General features: G+C 59.2%; 14 protein-coding genes and 1 tRNA gene. 7 read left to right on the forward strand and 8 right to left on the reverse strand.

Features of this window, described 5'->3' with window-relative positions:
- Positions 1–180 precede the first annotated feature (180 nt).
- Genes bcor_RS05480 through bcor_RS05490 form a run of 3 tightly spaced genes read left to right on the forward strand, consistent with a single transcriptional unit; the run spans position 181 to position 4618 of the window.
- Complete coding sequence (locus tag bcor_RS05480; RefSeq protein ID WP_033497674.1) at positions 181–2250, forward strand: DUF4037 domain-containing protein; 2070 nt, start codon at positions 181–183, stop codon at positions 2248–2250.
- A gap of 49 nt (positions 2251–2299) precedes the next feature.
- Positions 2300–2944, forward strand: a complete 645-nt coding sequence (locus bcor_RS05485; RefSeq protein WP_051875711.1) for a DUF4125 family protein — start codon at positions 2300–2302, stop codon at positions 2942–2944.
- A gap of 57 nt (positions 2945–3001) precedes the next feature.
- Positions 3002–4618 (forward strand): alpha/beta hydrolase family protein, encoded by a 1617-nt coding sequence (locus bcor_RS05490; RefSeq protein ID WP_158332635.1) that lies wholly within the window; start codon positions 3002–3004, stop codon positions 4616–4618.
- On the opposite strand, the gene bcor_RS05495 is transcribed toward bcor_RS05490, so the two are convergent.
- Together bcor_RS05495 and bcor_RS05500 are read right to left on the reverse strand one after the other, a co-directional pair.
- A complete protein-coding gene (locus tag bcor_RS05495; protein WP_148303974.1) occupies positions 4608–5330 on the reverse strand; it encodes a Yip1 family protein in 723 nt (240 codons plus the stop codon). The two genes, bcor_RS05490 and bcor_RS05495, sit on opposite strands and share 11 nt — an antisense overlap.
- Positions 5287–7176 (reverse strand): PspC domain-containing protein, encoded by a 1890-nt coding sequence (locus tag bcor_RS05500; protein ID WP_158332636.1) that lies wholly within the window; start codon positions 7174–7176, stop codon positions 5287–5289. The genes bcor_RS05495 and bcor_RS05500 overlap by 44 nt, the downstream gene beginning before the upstream one ends.
- Positions 7177–7445: 269 nt before the next feature.
- Here bcor_RS05500 and bcor_RS05505 point away from each other — a divergent pair, with 269 nt between their 5' ends.
- Both bcor_RS05505 and bcor_RS05510 read left to right on the forward strand, forming a co-directional pair.
- A complete protein-coding gene (locus bcor_RS05505; protein WP_051875812.1) occupies positions 7446–8669 on the forward strand; it encodes an ATP-binding protein in 1224 nt (407 codons plus the stop codon).
- 7 nt (positions 8670–8676) lie between these two features.
- Positions 8677–9486, forward strand: coding sequence for a LuxR C-terminal-related transcriptional regulator (locus tag bcor_RS05510; RefSeq protein ID WP_081870373.1), 810 nt, complete (start codon positions 8677–8679; stop codon positions 9484–9486).
- A gap of 87 nt (positions 9487–9573) precedes the next feature.
- On the opposite strand, the gene bcor_RS07300 is transcribed toward bcor_RS05510, so the two are convergent.
- Positions 9574–10233, reverse strand: coding sequence for an HAD-IA family hydrolase (locus bcor_RS07300; protein WP_051875712.1), 660 nt, complete (start codon positions 10231–10233; stop codon positions 9574–9576).
- A gap of 191 nt (positions 10234–10424) precedes the next feature.
- Here bcor_RS07300 and bcor_RS05520 point away from each other — a divergent pair, with 191 nt between their 5' ends.
- Positions 10425–11036 carry a Type 1 glutamine amidotransferase-like domain-containing protein gene (locus tag bcor_RS05520; protein WP_033497665.1) on the forward strand — a complete coding sequence of 204 codons (612 nt, stop codon included), beginning with the start codon at positions 10425–10427 and terminating at the stop codon, positions 11034–11036.
- A 70-nt stretch (positions 11037–11106) separates the two neighbouring features.
- On the opposite strand, the gene bcor_RS05525 is transcribed toward bcor_RS05520, so the two are convergent.
- Positions 11107–11604 (reverse strand): hypothetical protein, encoded by a 498-nt coding sequence (locus bcor_RS05525; RefSeq protein WP_033497663.1) that lies wholly within the window; start codon positions 11602–11604, stop codon positions 11107–11109.
- Between the two features lie 394 nt (positions 11605–11998).
- Here bcor_RS05525 and bcor_RS05530 point away from each other — a divergent pair, with 394 nt between their 5' ends.
- A complete protein-coding gene (locus tag bcor_RS05530; RefSeq protein WP_033497661.1) occupies positions 11999–13090 on the forward strand; it encodes a type I restriction endonuclease in 1092 nt (363 codons plus the stop codon).
- Positions 13091–13300: 210 nt separating this feature from the next.
- Here bcor_RS05530 and bcor_RS05535 read toward each other — a convergent pair.
- The 4 genes from bcor_RS05535 to bcor_RS05550 all read right to left on the reverse strand — a co-directional run bounded on the left by bcor_RS05535 (position 13301) and on the right by bcor_RS05550 (position 16432).
- Positions 13301–13383 (reverse strand) — tRNA-Ser (locus tag bcor_RS05535).
- A gap of 92 nt (positions 13384–13475) precedes the next feature.
- On the reverse strand, positions 13476–14762 hold the full coding sequence (serS, locus tag bcor_RS05540) for a serine--tRNA ligase (protein ID WP_033497659.1): 1287 nt from the start codon (positions 14760–14762) through the stop codon (positions 13476–13478).
- An 85-nt stretch (positions 14763–14847) separates the two neighbouring features.
- Positions 14848–15723 (reverse strand): L-serine ammonia-lyase, iron-sulfur-dependent, subunit alpha, encoded by an 876-nt coding sequence (gene sdaAA / locus bcor_RS05545; protein ID WP_033490596.1) that lies wholly within the window; start codon positions 15721–15723, stop codon positions 14848–14850.
- Between the two features lie 28 nt (positions 15724–15751).
- Positions 15752–16432 (reverse strand): serine dehydratase beta chain, encoded by a 681-nt coding sequence (locus bcor_RS05550; protein WP_033497657.1) that lies wholly within the window; start codon positions 16430–16432, stop codon positions 15752–15754.
- Positions 16433–16504: the final 72 nt, after the last annotated feature.

Below are 16504 nucleotides of genomic sequence, written 5' to 3' on the forward strand. Positions count from 1 at the left end.
CGCAACCGGACGTTCCTCTGCACGTAATCACTTCCATCACCGATGCAGACAAGACCACGGCAACGGTGTGACCAAATCAACGTCCGTTTCCCGCGTTCGTTCATGCTTGCGGATTTAGAATGGGAACACTGCTCTACGTACCGCCAGGTTCGCAGTGTCATCAAAGGCGAGGGAGGCCACATGGTCGACGACAGGCAGGCCGACAATCATCAGGGGGAAGACTCCGCAGCACACATGCAGACTGACGGGGAATTTGACAGCCAGGCGTTCCTGGACGGTCTGGATGCCATCTTCCAGGCAGGCAAGGCCAAGGACGACGCCGAACCTTACCTACAGCAAGCCTTGGTGGATGCCGAAAACGCTGGAGACGACGCAGGACTCCTGACCGTACTCAACGAGACCATGGGCTTCTACCGCTCCCAGGGACGACACAAGGAGAACATGTGGATTATTCAGCGGGCCATTGAGCTGGCCACACGGATGCGGATTGAAGGATCCGAGGCCTGGACCACCACATTGATCAACGCAGCCACAGGCCTGCGCGCAGCCAAGCAGTATGACCAGGCAGAGGACCTCTACCGACAGGCCCTGGCCTCGGCAGCAAAAACCCTCAAGCCCGATGATAGAAGGCTGGCGGCCCTGCACAACAACCTCTCCATGCTCTACAGCGAGACCGGGCGGTTCGACCAGGCCGAGCAGGAACTACGCCAGGCGATGACCATATTGGAGGACTCGAGCCCCGATCCCTCAGCAGACCTGGATCTGGCATCGACCAACACCAATTTGGCTCTCCTGCTCCTCCAGGAGGGTACGGACGGCAAGCACGAGGATAAACGCGAGGCAATCGTTCAGGATGCCACGAACCACGCCGTCAAAGCCCTGGAAATCTACCGGCAAGGTCATCTGGAGGAGAGCGCCCACTATGCCTCGGCGCTGGCTGGATACGCCCAGGTCAGATTCTTCGCCGGCCGGTTCGACCAGGCAGTACAGGCCTATCGTCAATCCCTGGCAATCATCGAGTCCAGGTACGGCAAGGGCAGCGACTACTACACCATCACCAGTCAGAACCTAGAGCAGGCAGAAGAGGCGGCCAAGGAGGCCGGACAGGATCCCGATGCCGTCGAAGCCTCCCTCCCCACTGCCACACGTCCGTTGGCAAATGGAAGGAATACCGGCACCGACAACGATTCAGTTACCGGATACAACCTGGATTCCTACAAGACTTCGACCACACCTGACATCAGTGGTCTGGCCCTGTCAAAGGCATACTGGGAGCAAGTCGGCAAACCCATGATTCAGGAAAGGTACCCCCGGTATTTACGTCGTATGGCTGTGGGACTGATGGGGCATGGGTCGGACTGTTACGGTTTTGACGATGCCGTCTCCAGGGACCATGATTTCGGACCCGGGTTCTGCATCTGGCTGACGGAGGAGGACTACCAGGCCATTGGCGAGGATCTGGAAGCCGACTACCTGGTCCTCCCCCAGGACTTCATGGGCTTCCATCCCCGTACCGACAGTGTCCGGGCCAAGGGGGCCAACAGGAGGGTCGGCGTTTTTGAAATCGGCGACTTCTTCGAATCCCTGACCGGGTACAGGCAGGCGCCTCCCGAGGATCATCCTCACGAGTGGCTCCTCCTGGACGAGCCGACCTTGGCCGCCGCCACGAACGGGAAGATCTTCGCCGACCCCCTGGGCAGGATGCTCTCAGTCCGGCAGGGTTTCAAGAACATGCCGGATGACGTGCGTTTCAGCCTCATATCGCGCCGCCTGGGCATGATATCCCAGGCGGGTCAGTACAACCTTCCCAGGTCCCTGGCACGTGGGGATGGGGCGGCGGCGATGCTCTCCATCAACGAATTCGTTCGGGCCACCGCCTCCCTGGTCTTCCTGGTCAACAACCCCCTGACCGTCGGTTACCTCCCCTACTACAAGTGGCAGTTCGCGGCCCTGCGTCGTCTCAGCAGACTCATGGCCGCCCGACTGGGAGAGGTCACCCAGGAACTGGAGGACGTTCTCAGGCTCGCCTCGGCCGCCTGCTACGGCGGAGCCGGATTCGGCGAGGGCGGCAAGGGGGCAGGCCCTGCCGCCAAGCAGGTACAGGAGAAGATAGAGGGCATCTGCGCTCGGATCGTCCATGAACTGCAGGCCGAGGGGCTCACGAACAGTCGGGAGACCTTCCTGGAATGGCAGCGCCCCTATATCGAGGCACATATCCATGGCACCGACCCGGTCCTGCACAGCATCTAAGGGACCCGCGAAGGGCAGCAAAACGGGGCGAATCCGGAAAGGACGTCGAATGACAAGCGAAGACGACGAACAAGACCAGCGGGATGACCAATCCCTGCGGGAGGATATCGTCAGGCACGAGTGGGCTCAGTTCCAAGGTGTCAACAACGAGGGCGGCCCTGCAAACTGCCAGGGGAACTGGCCGATTTTCCACCAGATGAGACTGAGCCAGTTCATGACCTGGCCGGCCGACCTCCTATCCAGCTATGGCGACGATCTGAACCAGGCCGATGCCACGGGGCGCAACCTCCTGACCGAGAAGTACGGAAGGATGATGGAGTCCACGGTCCCCGACCAGTACCGGCGCGACATCGCCCCCTACCTGCCGAAACTGGGCATCGAGCGTCAGACCCGACAGGAGGCCATCATCGACCAGCAGGTGGCCTGGGCCAAGGAATTCCGCGAGCGCTACCCCAGACTTGGCAGGGAGATGAGGGTGCTCAGAACCAGCCAGGACACCCCTGATTCCACCTCGTTCGAAACCTACCTCCGAGGGGAGTTGAGCACCTATTCAGCCAGGACCCTGGGCCTGTATGAGCGGATGATTGCCGACATGGTCTCCCAAGGGCGAAATCTGACGGCGGAGACAATCCTGTTCACAGTCAAGCAGAACGGGTTCAACAGCCTGGATGAGGCTGAGCGGGCGCAGTCCTAGGCAGGGCGAGACCTCCTCGCACCATGTATGGGTCAGGGACTCGCTAAAGTTGGTCCAGTGCGAATCGGAAAACGCTTGATGGTCCTGGCGGCCACATACATCATCATCCTGGTGGCCTTTGTCCAGCTGGGTTCGGCCATGAACACGAACTGGCAGGTGGAACGGTACCAGGACCATATCAAGGTCGACACCAGGAAGACGGCCATCGCCTCCTCAAAAGGGCCGACCACCCCTGAAGGCACATATAAGGTACGGGAGAGCCAAATCCAAATCGAGCTGGCTCCTGGACATGCCATCGATGCCATCGTGCGCCAACCCGTGGGAGCCCCCGGCCCCAGGCCGGCCTGCCTCTTCATCCACGGGGCAGGAACCGGCAAGGCTTCCGAGGTATACGGAGATCTTGCCTCAGCCATGGCCTCGGCAGGCATCACCACCCTGGTACCCGACAAGCGCCTGGACACGTATTCCACCCTGCACAGGAACTACGAGGCCATGTCGCGAGATTACGACAAGTCCTTCGAGAAGCTGAGGTCCTGGCCCGGAGTCAACCCGGCCATGGTCGGCATATACGCCGAATCCGAGGGCACATGGATTTCAAGCATCATGACCGCCCGCCGACATGACGTGGCCTACACCATCCTGACCTCCGCCCCCGTCTATCCGGGACGCCAGCAGATGCCCATGGCCGCAACCTCATATCTCGATCTGATCAAGGCCCCGTCGGGCATCAAGAAGGTCATACCGAAACTCCTGGGGATGGACTTCTCATCCCTGGGTCTCGAATATGCCGACTTTGAGTCCCTCCCCTATCTTGACCACATCACCCAGCCGACCCTGGTCAACTACGGTACCGAGGATGTCTCCATGCCGGTGGAACAGGGGGCCAGGGAAATCATGCGCCGCGCCCGGGATGCCGGCAACCGGAACGTGACCGTCCGGTATTACCCCACCAACCATCAAATCAGAACCGGATCGCGCCTGGCCAAGGATGGACTCCCGCTGGAGTCCCATTACACGCACGACCTGGAGGATTGGATCAACGGGGTTGCCGAGGGCACCGGAGCCGACCAGTGGGCAACGCCCATGATTGCCGGGAGCAGCCCCAATCAGCTCTTTGCCGCGCCCGAGGAAACCAGCTCTGGGCTCCTGCGCTCGCTGAACACACTCCTGATACTGATGGTGGGCGGTCCCGTCCTCCTCCTGCTCGCGCTCCTGTCTTCCTGCGGGATGGCCTTGGCAACCTGGGTAAGGAAGCGGAGATTGCAGCGCGACCCGGAAGAGGCTCGGGCCGGAACAACTGGATACGGTAGCGGGATTGCCGTCAGACTATGCGGCCTGGGTCTGGGGTCACTGGTCGTTATGGGGCTCCTGGTCTGGTATGCGCTGCGTGTGGTTCGCCACGCCCTGACCCTCGAACCTCTGTCGTCAGCATCCGTGGCAGGATGGACCGGGCTCAGATGCCTGGCCCTGGTCCTGAGCTTGGTCCTGGCCTCGCTGATTACACGGGCTGTAATCAGGGTTCCTTCGAACAATCAGGAGGAAGGGACTGAGGTGCCGCCCCATGTAATCCATCTGGCCGCAGGCTGGGGACACTGGCTCACCCTGGTCCTGACCGTGATCGGATCCATCATGATTCTCGCCACCCTGGCCTTCTGGGGGCTGTTCAGCTTCTGACCGTGGGCCCGGTATCTGACCGATTGACCGCCGAAGCGTCCTTCTCGCTCACCTGTGACGATTGGTCCTCATGGAATTCGGCTGTTCCTCGCAGGTCCTTGGAATCTCGATGCCTCCTGTACACTCCCGACATCCAGTACATGATGGCAATGACCACCAGAAGGCAGCCGATGACCGCAAAGAAGACAGGGAAGATGACCGACCAGTTGAGGACCTCTGTCATCTTCTGCCCGTAGTGGAGGTAAACCAGGCCCAGGATGAGGAAGACCAGAGCGAAGAGCGAAATGACGCACCCCAGAACGATGGTCGGGGTGCTTGCCCCGGTTGGTCGTATCGGTTCAGGGTCGGGCTGTCTGGGGGCCCGGTACATGGGAGCGGAGTTGGGCTGGAAGGGAGCCTTCTGAGGGCCCGACCCCGGTGCCGTTGCCCCGGTCATGTTTGTTTCATCCATACGTAGCGTATCGGTATCCGACCCACCCTTATCGGCGGCATCAACGGGTGCACCGCTTCCAAGATGCGCCTCGGCACCCCTTGCGGTTTCACCCATCTCAGCCGTATTCAGCTCGGATGGGTCTGTGCCTGTCGATTCCATCTCAGTGGTTTCCGACCCGGTTGGTTTCACTTCCTCCGCACCCATTTCGTTCTTACCCCTCTCGGAATCGGTCTGCTCACTCATCATCCTCATCCCCCTGATCCGTGTACCAATCTTCATCGTCGTCGTGGTACCTGTTCCGGTGGTTGTCGTTGTTAACCGCCTTCCTCTCAGGCAGGGTGGCGGTACCCCTTGTAGTGACCTCGAGGTGGCCTCCGATGTCCGGCCGAAGCATGATATTCAACTCCGGATTATCCGGCATGTGCTTTTCGTCGCCCTGATCGAAATTACTCCAATACCAAGGCACCAGACCGTTCTCTTTCCGGTCCTGTATCTGCTGCTTCCACCAGTCCCTGTTCATCAGTAGGCGCGGCTCGACATCGGGTCCGTAGTTGAGGAGATCGTCGCCCGGATGCGCAAAGGAATACGTGCAACCTTGGGGCAGGATGACCTCAATATCGGCGAATAAGGCAGCAAGACGGATTTCACCGATCGGACAGCCTGAGGTTGAAATGTCCGAGTCGGTCATCTCGACCTGATGGGTGCCATTGTTCTTTTCAAAGTCGGTCAGGTCAATGACCGCCTTGCCCCGGTGGTCGACATCACCCTTCAGGAGAATTCCGGACCTGTACCTCTCCATCTCCTCTCTGGTCGACCCCATTTTCCTACCACTCTCACCCACGCGGATCGTGTGGTAGGTATCCAGGTTGGAGCGAATGGCGTATTCCGCATTACCGACCCCTATGCTGATGCAACTCAAAACCAAAACCACCAAGGCCGAAATAATCGCAATCGGGGTCAGCCCTCCGGAACGCCGCCCGATGCATCCAAGGACCAGGATGGTGATTCCCAACACCAGGGTCACAGCAGCAGCCCAGACCAGCGCCATCCGTATGGTATCGGGGAGGCCGCGGTATGGATTGACGGCAGCTATCCAGACGACTCCGCCAGAGACCAGTATCAGCCCCAGCATCAGGCTGACCAACCCCGGGCCTGCGGGTTTCCGACGCAGCCTGCGCACACGGGGCCGAGGCTCCGGCGACAGACCTGTATAGGCCGGAGCCGGAGCACTCGCAGAGGGGTAAGAAGCCGCACGAACGCCTGGGGAAGCGGGTCCGCCACCGGTACCGGACTGATGCTGGTCCGGACCAACTCCGGTGGAATGGGGTTGCCACGCGGCCTGAGGCTGCTGTCCGCCCTGCCAACCGGGAACGCCGGAACCCAAGGCGTAGGGGCCGGGGTTCTGAATCCCCTGACCACGAGGGTCGGGGCCAGCAGGACCGGAGTTACCTATACCGGCCCCATAAGGAGCGGAACCACCAATACCGGGGCCACTACCACTTGAGGCACCCGCACCCGGGTTGAAACCGCCGGAACCATTGCCACCATAACCGTAAGGACCTGCTCCGTATGGCCCCTGTGCACCATATGGCCCGGGAGCATATGGGCCAGGACCTGCCGGGGAGGGACCGAGCGGTCCTGAGCCATACCCAGGGGCGGCGTTTGGACCTCCGTCGGGGCCAGCGTTGCCGGCAAAATACCGTAAGGCCTCCTGCCTGCTCCATCTGATGAGGCAATACAGCAGGAGTCCCGCAATAAGGAAGGAAGCCACTCCGATTCCCAGGGCCCCTGCAGCCAAGAGCCAGCAAATGATGATGCCGACCATGGAACCCTGCCACTGCCCGTCACGTATGTCCTCGGCGATGATGGCTCCGTAACTGTCAGGGAACACGAACCAGGCGAACCCATAGAAGGCTGCACCAGCCCCGAACAGGAATATGCAGAGAATCATCACGGCCCTGACCAGGGCCACGTTCCAGCCCATACGCCGGGCGATAGCACCACAGACCCCACCAATCCACCTGTCATCCGGACGCACCAGGTAGGATTCCCGGCTCATCCGGAACAGCTTTTCGCTCAGCCTTTCATCGGGCTGCCCGTTACGATTGTTTTGATATCCGCTCATACTTGTATTACAGCAGAAAGAAGTCTGCCCGGGCATAGGGAAACACCCTGATTCGACCCTGAAAAACCCTGAAACCTCCCCCCTGATTACTCCCGACGGTAAATAATGGAAGCATGAACTCGACACAGAGGAACTTCCAAGGTCGGTTTGGTTCGCAACAGAATCCTGAAGACCGGCAGGGGGTGCCGCCCCAGCAGGTATACCAATGGCAGGAACGCCCTTATCCGGAACAGTTCCCGGCCCCCATCCATCCTGCAAGGCTTCCTCTGATGCGCCCCCAAGACGGACGTATGGTCTGCGGTGTCTGCAAGGGAATCAGTCTTCATCTCGGCATCAAGGTGGGATGGGTGCGCATCGTCGCCCTTCTCCTGGCTCTGACTATTGTGGGCGCCATCCCGTATGTCTTTCTCTGGCTGACACTTCCCTCCGGAGACCCGGTTGCCGCAGCAATGGCCCCTCCCCAAAGTCAGTCCCCGCTCTCTCGGGGCAACACAACCTCCACTCCAGGGCAACACCCCGAAGAAAGGCAGCACACTGTCCTGGGCCGGCTCTTCGGCAACACCTCCAAGCCGAAACTGATAGCAGGCCTGGGCATCATCCTTCTGCTTCTGGCCCTTTTCATGCTCATCGGCAACGTGAGACCCGCGGTCGTCATACCGGCTCTCCTCTTCCTGACCGGCATCGGCCTCTCCTGGATCCAAACCGGGGACTCCGGTCTCCGCATCCCCCTCCTACTGACCAGCCTGGGCCTCATACTCGCTTCGGTCATCACCTTCCTCCTTTCCACCCTCCCGCTCAACCGGGCGCTGACCATGATGTCGATGGCAGCCATACTCCTGTTGGGAATCACGGCCGTCGCCGTACCCTGGATCGGCTCCCTGATCCACCAACTCAGCAGGGAGAGCGCTTTGAAGGAACGCGAGGAGGAACGCGCCGACATGACCGCCCACCTGCATGACGGGGTATTGCAGACCCTGGCACTCATCCAGCTCCATGCCGACAATCCCCAGACCGTCTTCACCCTGGCCAGGTCCCAGGAACGCGACCTGCGCAACTGGCTCTACCAGGACCGGACCCCCTCGGAGCGGTCGGTAGGGACCGGCATCCGCGACATAGCCGCCGAGATCGAGGATTCGTTCGGAAGGCCAATCGAGGTGGTCACCGTCGGCGATGCCATGCCCTGCGCCCAGACGGACGCCCTTCTCGATGCCTCACGCCAGGCCCTGGTCAATGCGGTGACCCACGGGGGCGAACCCATATCGGTATACTGCGAGGCCGGGCACAGCAAGGTCGAGTTGTTCGTGCGAGACCACGGTTCCGGCTTCGACATGGACAAGGTGCCACCGGACCGTCTGGGCATCAGGCAGTCCATCGTGGGGCGCATCAAGCGACAGGGCGGTACGGTCGAGATAGTTTCACGACCTGGCTGGGGCACAGAGGTGAGGATGCACATGCCTCTTTCGACAGCCAGCCAGCAGGCGGGCAAACAGTAAGAGACCAATGGAGGCCGAGACCTCCGACAGACGACGGAATGATAGGATTCTGCTTGTGGAAAACCATGATTTGACCGCAAAGAACGGCGGTCGGAGGACAGTCGGGGACGGTCCGGATCCGAGCATTGATGCCTCCGCCGGCAGGCCGGATGACACTCAGTCAATACGTGTCGCCGTTGTTGACGACCATGAGATGTTCCGCACTGGCGTCATCGCCACGCTCCAACCCCACTTCAGCATTGTCGGGCAGGCCCCGGATGTGGAATCATCCATTCTCATGGTGCGGGAGACCCAGCCGGATGTTGTCCTCCTCGACGTTCACGTACCGGGCGGGCAGGGTGGCGGAGGCGCTGAAATCCTGACCAGGTCCCACCCCCTTTCGCCGAACTCCGTCTTCCTGGCCCTGTCCGTTTCCGACTCGCCCAAGGATGTCGGTTCGGTCATCAGGGCCGGTGCTCAGGGGTATGTGACCAAGACCATCTCCTCCAACGATCTGATTTCAGCCATCCGCCAGGTTCACGAAGGGTATGCGGTCTTCTCACCCAAACTGGCGGGATTCGTCCTCTCAGCCTTCCAGGACGACGAGGCCACAGAGACCGGCCTACCCGCCCAGGACGATGAACTGGACAGACTCTCCTCCCGGGAGCAGGAGGTCATGCGCCTGATTGCTCGCGGATACACCTACCGGGAGGTGGCCTCCGAACTCTTCATCTCGGTCAAGACGGTCGAGACCCACGTTTCCAGCGTGCTGCGCAAACTCCAGCTCTCCAACCGAAGCGAGCTCACGCGTTGGGCGGCCGACCGCCGCATCGTCTGAGGCAGGACAGGCATTCGGGCGCATACCGATAAGACGCATCTGCCTGCTGTATGCGTACGTTGAGATCCCTGGATCAAAGTCAGGAAGTCATGACAGTTTCAGTATTTCCTCACGAAGATGGTCTGCGCCTTTGAAGAGGATGCTCCTTATTCCGCAGGACTCGGCGGCTTCCACCTGATCTGGTGAGTCACCGATGAAAACCGCCTGGGTGGGAGATATACCAAACCGGCGCAGGGCAAGCTGGAAGAACAGAGAATCAGGCATTTGCACATGCTCTTCAGCGGATATAAGGGCGCCATCCAGGAGGCCGAGCGTCTCCAGTTTCCGTTCAGCCAACCTGGCATGGGACCGTGTGGTATTGGACAGTCCCCACAAGGTGAAGCCCTGATCGTGAAGGCCATCAAGCAGCTCGTCCATGCCGGGTTGCATTCCCGTGATCGTCAGGGCGAATCGCTCCAGGTAGAGGCGGAATACCCAGGCCACGGCAGGCCCATGGGTGCTCTCGTAATCGGTCAGGGCACGCTCCTCGTCCCAGCCCAGATTCATCAGGGTCCGGTAACGCCAGATTCCCCACTCGTCGCAAGGATCAAGGACCATGTCGATGACACCCTGAGGATACTGCCCTGCCAGCGCTTTGCGGGGGTTCCAATCGACCAGCACCCCTCGTGCGGAAAACAGCAGATGACGGATGCGTCCGTCCTCTTCATCCGTTTGAAAACCGCCGATTCCCTCTCCCTGCGTACCCATGGTCCATATGGTAACCAGGCTGAACTACAAGTCGCTCCTCCAATGCCCCACCCCGACCTGGGCAGGCGAGGAAACAACCGGCGGTATACTGTCAGGGGAATGCAAGTGAACAGGCGGACCACGCGGTGAAGATGGAAACCAGGTCTGCATAACCCGGGCACGGAGTCTCGCCCATATGTCTAAGGACAGAAATGAAACAGCTTTTCCTGACTTCATCGTTCGCCGAAGTAGCCGACAAGGTTGAAGACGCTGCCGGAGATTCCCTGAAAGGACGGACCGTCGCCTTCATTGCTACGGCCAACCTGCCAGAGGAATCCGATTGGTACGTACGGGATGCCCGTAAGGCCTTTGCCGACCTAGGATGCCGGATTGACGAGCTGGAAATATCGACCGCCGACCAGGACACCATCAGGAAGAGCCTGGAAGAGGATGAGCTGATTTACCTGTCAGGAGGCAATACCTTCTTTCTCCTGCAGGAACTGCAGAAGACCGGTGCCGGCGAGCAGATCAAGGACCAGGTCAACCGCGGCAAACTCTACATCGGCGAGTCAGCAGGCTCCGTCGTCACCGGACCGGACATCGCTTACCTGGAGGCCATGGACCCGAGATCGGCAGCCCCGGACCTGGCCTCCACCGAGGGACTCAACCTGGTGGATTTCCATCCATTACCCCATTACACCGAGGAACCCTTCGCCGAAACCAACTACAAGATCATCGAGCAGTACCGGGATTCCCTCCCCATCGTCGCCATCACCAACAGCCAGGTCATCAGGGTATGCGACAGGTGCCTGTCCATCCTTTGAATCGCTTGGTCACCATCTGAAACCCATGCGTAAGCTGTCCTGACGCGGGGATGGGATGAGCGGCGAAGAGTCAGTCGTTGGTGACTTCATCCCCAGGTTTGAACTCCTCCTCCTTACGGCTTACACGCTTCTTCCCGATACGGTAGTAGGCATTGAAGAGGCCGCCGGCCGTCATCAGCACAACCATGACGATGAGGAGCCAAACTGCCTCGCCGCAGCCAAAGGCCTCCAGGACCTCGTAGGAGGAGGCAATCATCTTCAACCATCCGGCCAGTGCGACGAAGTACCAGGCAGTGGCCTTATCGATGAAACTGAGCGCCCGATGCCGTTCACTCTTGCTCTTGGTGGCCTCGCGCAGAATCCTGTACCCCCGGGTACGTTCCTTTTGTATCTTGACCACGGGAACCAACCACCACCAGGGTGATATCATCTTCCATTTCCCGCTTATCTCATCGAAACCCACCAGGAGCTCCTGGTAGTCGTTCAGCTCCATCAGCCCCTGATACAGGGGGAAGGTGAAAAGGAGCCAGTCACCCAACAGGGAGACGATAGTGACGAAGTAGGTCATGATTCTGCACCTTTCATATGAACATCGCCGACGCTGCCACGATAGTACCGATACAGGGCCAGGGCGCACTGCCCCTCGGGCATTTCTAGCCCGTCGCCCATATACAAAATCTCTTCCAGGGCCAACCGCACGGACTTCCGACAGCGTATTTAGCGGCTCACACAGACATATAGCTGCCTACCCGGGCAGCGAACAATCGCGGTCACAAACAACAACAGCGAGCCGGACATAAGCATCGCTTTCTCCAGGATTGCAGGGCACTCAAGAACTACCTAAAGCCATGCCAACAGCTTCGACAATTCCGAACAGGCATAAGACCACTTCAAGCTCTACTACTGCCGAGTAAGGGGTATATACTATTATTAAAATTCTATTTTCATGCTAGGGGATAGTTATGGAATTCGACGAGGCCGTCAAGAATGTGGTGTCGAAGATTAAGAACCTAAAGGACTCTATCGATACCGAGGAAGCCACGAAAACAGCGTTCATAATGCCGTTCATCGGTCAGGTCCTCGGATACGATGTATTCGACCCCGGCGAGGTCATTCCTGAATTCACTGCCGATGTCGGCGTGAAGAAAGGGGAGAAAGTAGACTATGCACTGGTTCTCGATGGGCAAGTGCAAATTCTCATCGAATGCAAGAAAATCGGGTCACAACTCTCGGTAGAAAACGCAAGCCAGCTCTTCCGTTATTTTGCAACGACCCATGCGCGCATCGGTGTGCTTACAAACGGGCAAATATGGAACTTCTATATGGACATTGATGAACCCAACCGTATGGATTCCAAGCCATTTCTTGTTCTCGATCTGCTCAATATCGATGAAACAGTTCTCCCCGAACTGCTAAAGCTCACCAAACCCGCCTTTGACATTGACAGCATTGCTAGCTCAGCAGAAGAGCTTAAATATGTTGGCGCGCTGAAGAGAGCTGTAGCAGACGAATTTCGCACCCCCTCCGATGACTTTGTAAAGCTCCTTGCAGGGCATGTCTATGATGGCGCATTTCGTCAGAGCGTCATGGACAAGTTCCATCCTCTCGTAGACAAAGCCCTGAAGCGTTTCCTAACAGATCAGGTCAATGACAGACTCAAGACCGCTCTAGGCTCCGATGACATCAAGGTTGAAGCACCTTCTCAGAGCGATGAACAAAACTCCGATAAGAGCAGTACTGACGAAGCGGACGACAGCATTGAGACCACCGAAGATGAGCTCACAGCCTATCGCATCGTCAAAGCCATTGCTTGCAGCGATGTCGACTCATCCCGGATTACCATGCGAGATGCAAAGATGTACTGCGCCATCTTCCTGGACGACAACAACCGACGCCCCGTAGTCAGACTTTTCTTCAATGGAAGGCAGAAGTACCTGGGGCTCTTTGACGAGAATAAAACCGTAACGCGGGTACCTATCGACAACTTCGATGAAATATACCAGTACTCAGATCAGATTCGAGACCAGGTACAGAGACTCGTAACGAGCGAGTAATCGCAAGTCGTCAAGTACCAGTACGTAAAGCATGACACTGCGTCGTGCCCCGATGTTTCACAGGGACACGACGCGGTGATTACCCTAAACTAAGGTTGAAAGTCCTAACCAAAGCTATACGGTAAGTAACTAATTCCCGCGCATCGAGATGCATGCAAGGGCGCAATCTCCTAAAGCAAGGCCCTGGAATCTCTTCCAGGGCCAACCGTGCGGACAGGGCGGGATTCGAACCCGCGGAACTTTCGTTCAACGGTTTTCAAGACCGTCTCTTTCGACCGCTCAGACACCTGTCCATGAGCCTGAACCATCAGGCACAACTATCATGATACGACATCCGCTCCATCGACATTCCGCCGAGGGTCGCGGGCCGCACCGCAAATCTGGCTCAGACCTCCCACTTGGTGGGTTCAAGGACCTCCTTGCCACCCATATAGGAGCGCATGGCCTCCGGTACCACTATGGATCCGTCGGCGTTCTGGTGGTTCTCCAGGATGGCAACCAGCCAGCGAGTCGTGGCAAGCGTGCCGTTCAGGGTGCTGACCGAGCGGGTCGACCCGTCTTCCAGGCGTTCACGCTCGTTCAGACGGCGGGCCTGGTACTCGGTGCAGTTGGAGGTGGAGGTCAGCTCGCGATAACGGTTCTGAGTAGGCACCCAGGCCTCGCAGTCGAACTTCCTTGCGGCAGAGGATCCCAAATCGCCCGCCGCCGTATCGATGATGCGATAGGGCACGTCGACCTTCTCCAGCATCTCCTGCTCCATGGCCAGCAGCTGCTGGTGCTGTTCGCGGGAGTCCTCCTGCTTGCAGTAGACGAACATCTCCACCTTGTTGAACTGGTGGACGCGGATGATGCCCATGGTGTCCTTGCCGGCGGCGCCTGCCTCACGGCGGTAGCAGCTGGACCATCCGCAGTAACGCAGGGGCCCATCGGACAAATCGAGAATCTCGCCCTCATGCATACCGGCAAGGGCCACCTCAGAAGTGCCCACCAGGTATTGGTCATCGGGCTCACGCAGACGATATATCTCATCTGCATGCGAATTGAGGAAGCCGGTGCCTGCCATGACCTCGGGGCGGACCAGTGTCGGGGTGATGGTCGGGATGAAGCCATGCTCCTGCGCCTGATCCACGGCCATGGTCAGCATGGCGATCTCCATACGGGCCACATCTCCCCGGAGGAAGTAGAAGCGGGATCCTGAGATCTTGACGCCCCGGCGCATGTCGATTCCAGCCACACCCACACCCAGGTCCAGATGGTTCTTGGGGTCGAAGCCTTCGGACTTGAAGTTCCGCGGCGTGCCGACCTGCTTGACGACCACGTAATCATCCTCGCCGCCTTCGGGTGCCTCGGGCTCCACGAGATTGCTGAATCGCCACAGGAGATTCGTGTATTCGGCCGTAGCCTCATCAGCAGCGGTCTTGTTGCGTCCGACCTGCTCGGCCAGCTTCTTGGTCCCGGCAATCAGCTCCGCCTTGGAATCACCTGATGCCGAGGCCACCTGTCTGCCCAAGGACTTCTGCTCGGCCCTGGAAGTTTCGTAGGCCTGGAGCGCCGATCTGCGCTGGTCGTCGGCCTTGAGAACCTCGTCGACGAGTTCCACGGACTCGCCGCGCTTTCGCTGGGATTCCTTAACCACATCGGGATGCTCGCGAATGAACTGGATATCTAGCATAGTTGGATTCTACTTCCGCCAATCGACACGGATGGCTTCGCCGGGGCGCGGTAATCAACGAATCGGACCACCCCGCCTACGGCACCTATTCGCCGAAAACGGTCTTTCTGAACTCCCTGCCGGCAGGGGTATCGGCCAGACCACCCGCCCCGGTCTCGCGCAGGGATGCAGGCATGGCCTCTCCGATGGATTTCATGGCCGCAACCACCTGGTCGGCAGGAATCTTGCTTGTCCCTCCGGAGAGGGCAATGTCGGCGCAAATCAGGGCGTTGGCCGTACCTATGGCGTTCCTCTTGATACAGGGAACCTCAACGAGTCCGGCCACCGGATCGCAGACCAGGCCGAGGAGGTTGCTCAACGCCATGGCGAATGCCTCGGCACAGGTTGCCGGATCCCCACCTGCGGCTTCGACCGCGGCAGCCGCGGCCATGGCGGACGCACTCCCGACCTCGGCCTGGCAGCCACCAGTGGCCCCGGCAATCATCGCCTTGTTGGCAGTAACCAGACCGAAGGCCCCAGCAGTGAACAGACATCTGACCTGCCCCTCCCTGGAAAGGTCAATCCGCTCCCTGAGGGCATTGATGACCCCTGGCAGAGTGCCGGAGGAACCTGCCGTCGGCGTTGCGCAGATAACCCCCATGGCGGCGTTGACCTCATTGGTGGCCATGGCCGCAACCACCGCCCCGACCATGGTGTCACCGCTCAAGGTGGTCCGACTTCGCCTATACCTGTCCAGGAGCGCGGCCTCTCCCCCGCTCAGCCCGGTCTTGGAGAAAACGCCCCGGCCCTCCGACCCTTTCTTGGCGGCGGCCAGCATGACATCCAGATCCTGCGACATCCTCGACCAGACCTGGTCCCGGGTCCGCCCCGATCTGGCGCACTCCTGCTGGATCATCAGCTCGGAGATGGGTGTCCCTGTCTTCTCTGCAGCGCCGACCAACTCAGCAATCGAACCGAACATGACACATTCCTTATTTCTCGATTTGAATTCAGTGAAGGTAGATCAGCCGCGACGCGAGGACATCGATCTCGTCCTGTTGAGCCGCGGAGAGGGGATGCTCCAACTCAAAACCAATCATCCGCCGACCCTCGCCATCAATTTTGGGATATATGGTCTTCTGCATGACATGGCCGCCCCGGCCCAGCATTGCCTCAACGGTTGAAAGCGCCTTGTCGGAGTCGCTCCGGGAATGGTTCTCCTCGATGAAGAGCATGGGCAGGAGACCGGAAGGCCTCATGTCATAACCATCCATTCGGATTCGACGGACCTCGATGGTCCCTCCGCCGATGGAACAGGCCCAGAAGGAGACGACCTTCCCGTCCTTTTCCATATCCAGGACGGCCGTATTGGGATGGTGGATGGGGCTGTCGCCATCCTCCTCGATGAACTCGATATCCACACCCATGCCGCAGGCGATGGCCAAGGCGTTGGGAACCTTGGGATCATCCGGGGCCAGGCCAAGAAGACCGCTGGCGATGGCGTAATCGGTCCCGTGCCCCTTGTGGGTCCGGGCAAAGGACTCATAGTAATGAATCACGGCCCTGTCGGGTATGCCACCTGCAAGGATATGACCGATTCTCCCGATGGAGACGGCCCCCGCCGTATGGGAACTGGAGGGCCCGATCATCACAGGGCCGATGATGTCGAACACACTGCGGTACTTACCCATTGCTGAGCCCCATCATCACCCTTCAACCATCGTTTTCTCACCTGCATCGGCAGTCACGCCCGACTTCAAGCG

The sequence above is a fragment of the Bifidobacterium coryneforme genome (genome assembly GCF_000737865.1).
GTDB lineage: Bacteria > Actinomycetota > Actinomycetes > Actinomycetales > Bifidobacteriaceae > Bombiscardovia > Bombiscardovia coryneformis.

Excerpts from the sequence above, each read along its gene's own strand:
- bcor_RS05480 (WP_033497674.1), top strand. The coding sequence starts at position 181 with ATGGTCGACGACAGGCAGGCCGACAATCATCAGGGGGAAGACTCCGCA.
- bcor_RS05500 (WP_158332636.1), bottom strand. The coding sequence starts at position 7,176 with ATGAGCGGATATCAAAACAATCGTAACGGGCAGCCCGATGAAAGGCTG.
- bcor_RS07300 (WP_051875712.1), bottom strand. The coding sequence starts at position 10,233 with ATGGGTACGCAGGGAGAGGGAATCGGCGGTTTTCAAACGGATGAAGAG.
- bcor_RS05510 (WP_081870373.1), top strand. The coding sequence starts at position 8,677 with ATGGAGGCCGAGACCTCCGACAGACGACGGAATGATAGGATTCTGCTT.
- serS (WP_033497659.1), bottom strand. The coding sequence starts at position 14,762 with ATGCTAGATATCCAGTTCATTCGCGAGCATCCCGATGTGGTTAAGGAA.
- bcor_RS05530 (WP_033497661.1), top strand. The coding sequence starts at position 11,999 with ATGGAATTCGACGAGGCCGTCAAGAATGTGGTGTCGAAGATTAAGAAC.
- bcor_RS05525 (WP_033497663.1), bottom strand. The coding sequence starts at position 11,604 with ATGACCTACTTCGTCACTATCGTCTCCCTGTTGGGTGACTGGCTCCTT.
- bcor_RS05485 (WP_051875711.1), top strand. The coding sequence starts at position 2,300 with ATGACAAGCGAAGACGACGAACAAGACCAGCGGGATGACCAATCCCTG.
- bcor_RS05505 (WP_051875812.1), top strand. The coding sequence starts at position 7,446 with ATGCGCCCCCAAGACGGACGTATGGTCTGCGGTGTCTGCAAGGGAATC.
- bcor_RS05550 (WP_033497657.1), bottom strand. The coding sequence starts at position 16,432 with ATGGGTAAGTACCGCAGTGTGTTCGACATCATCGGCCCTGTGATGATC.
- sdaAA (WP_033490596.1), bottom strand. The coding sequence starts at position 15,723 with ATGTTCGGTTCGATTGCTGAGTTGGTCGGCGCTGCAGAGAAGACAGGG.
- bcor_RS05520 (WP_033497665.1), top strand. The coding sequence starts at position 10,425 with ATGAAACAGCTTTTCCTGACTTCATCGTTCGCCGAAGTAGCCGACAAG.
- bcor_RS05495 (WP_148303974.1), bottom strand. The coding sequence starts at position 5,330 with ATGAAGATTGGTACACGGATCAGGGGGATGAGGATGATGAGTGAGCAG.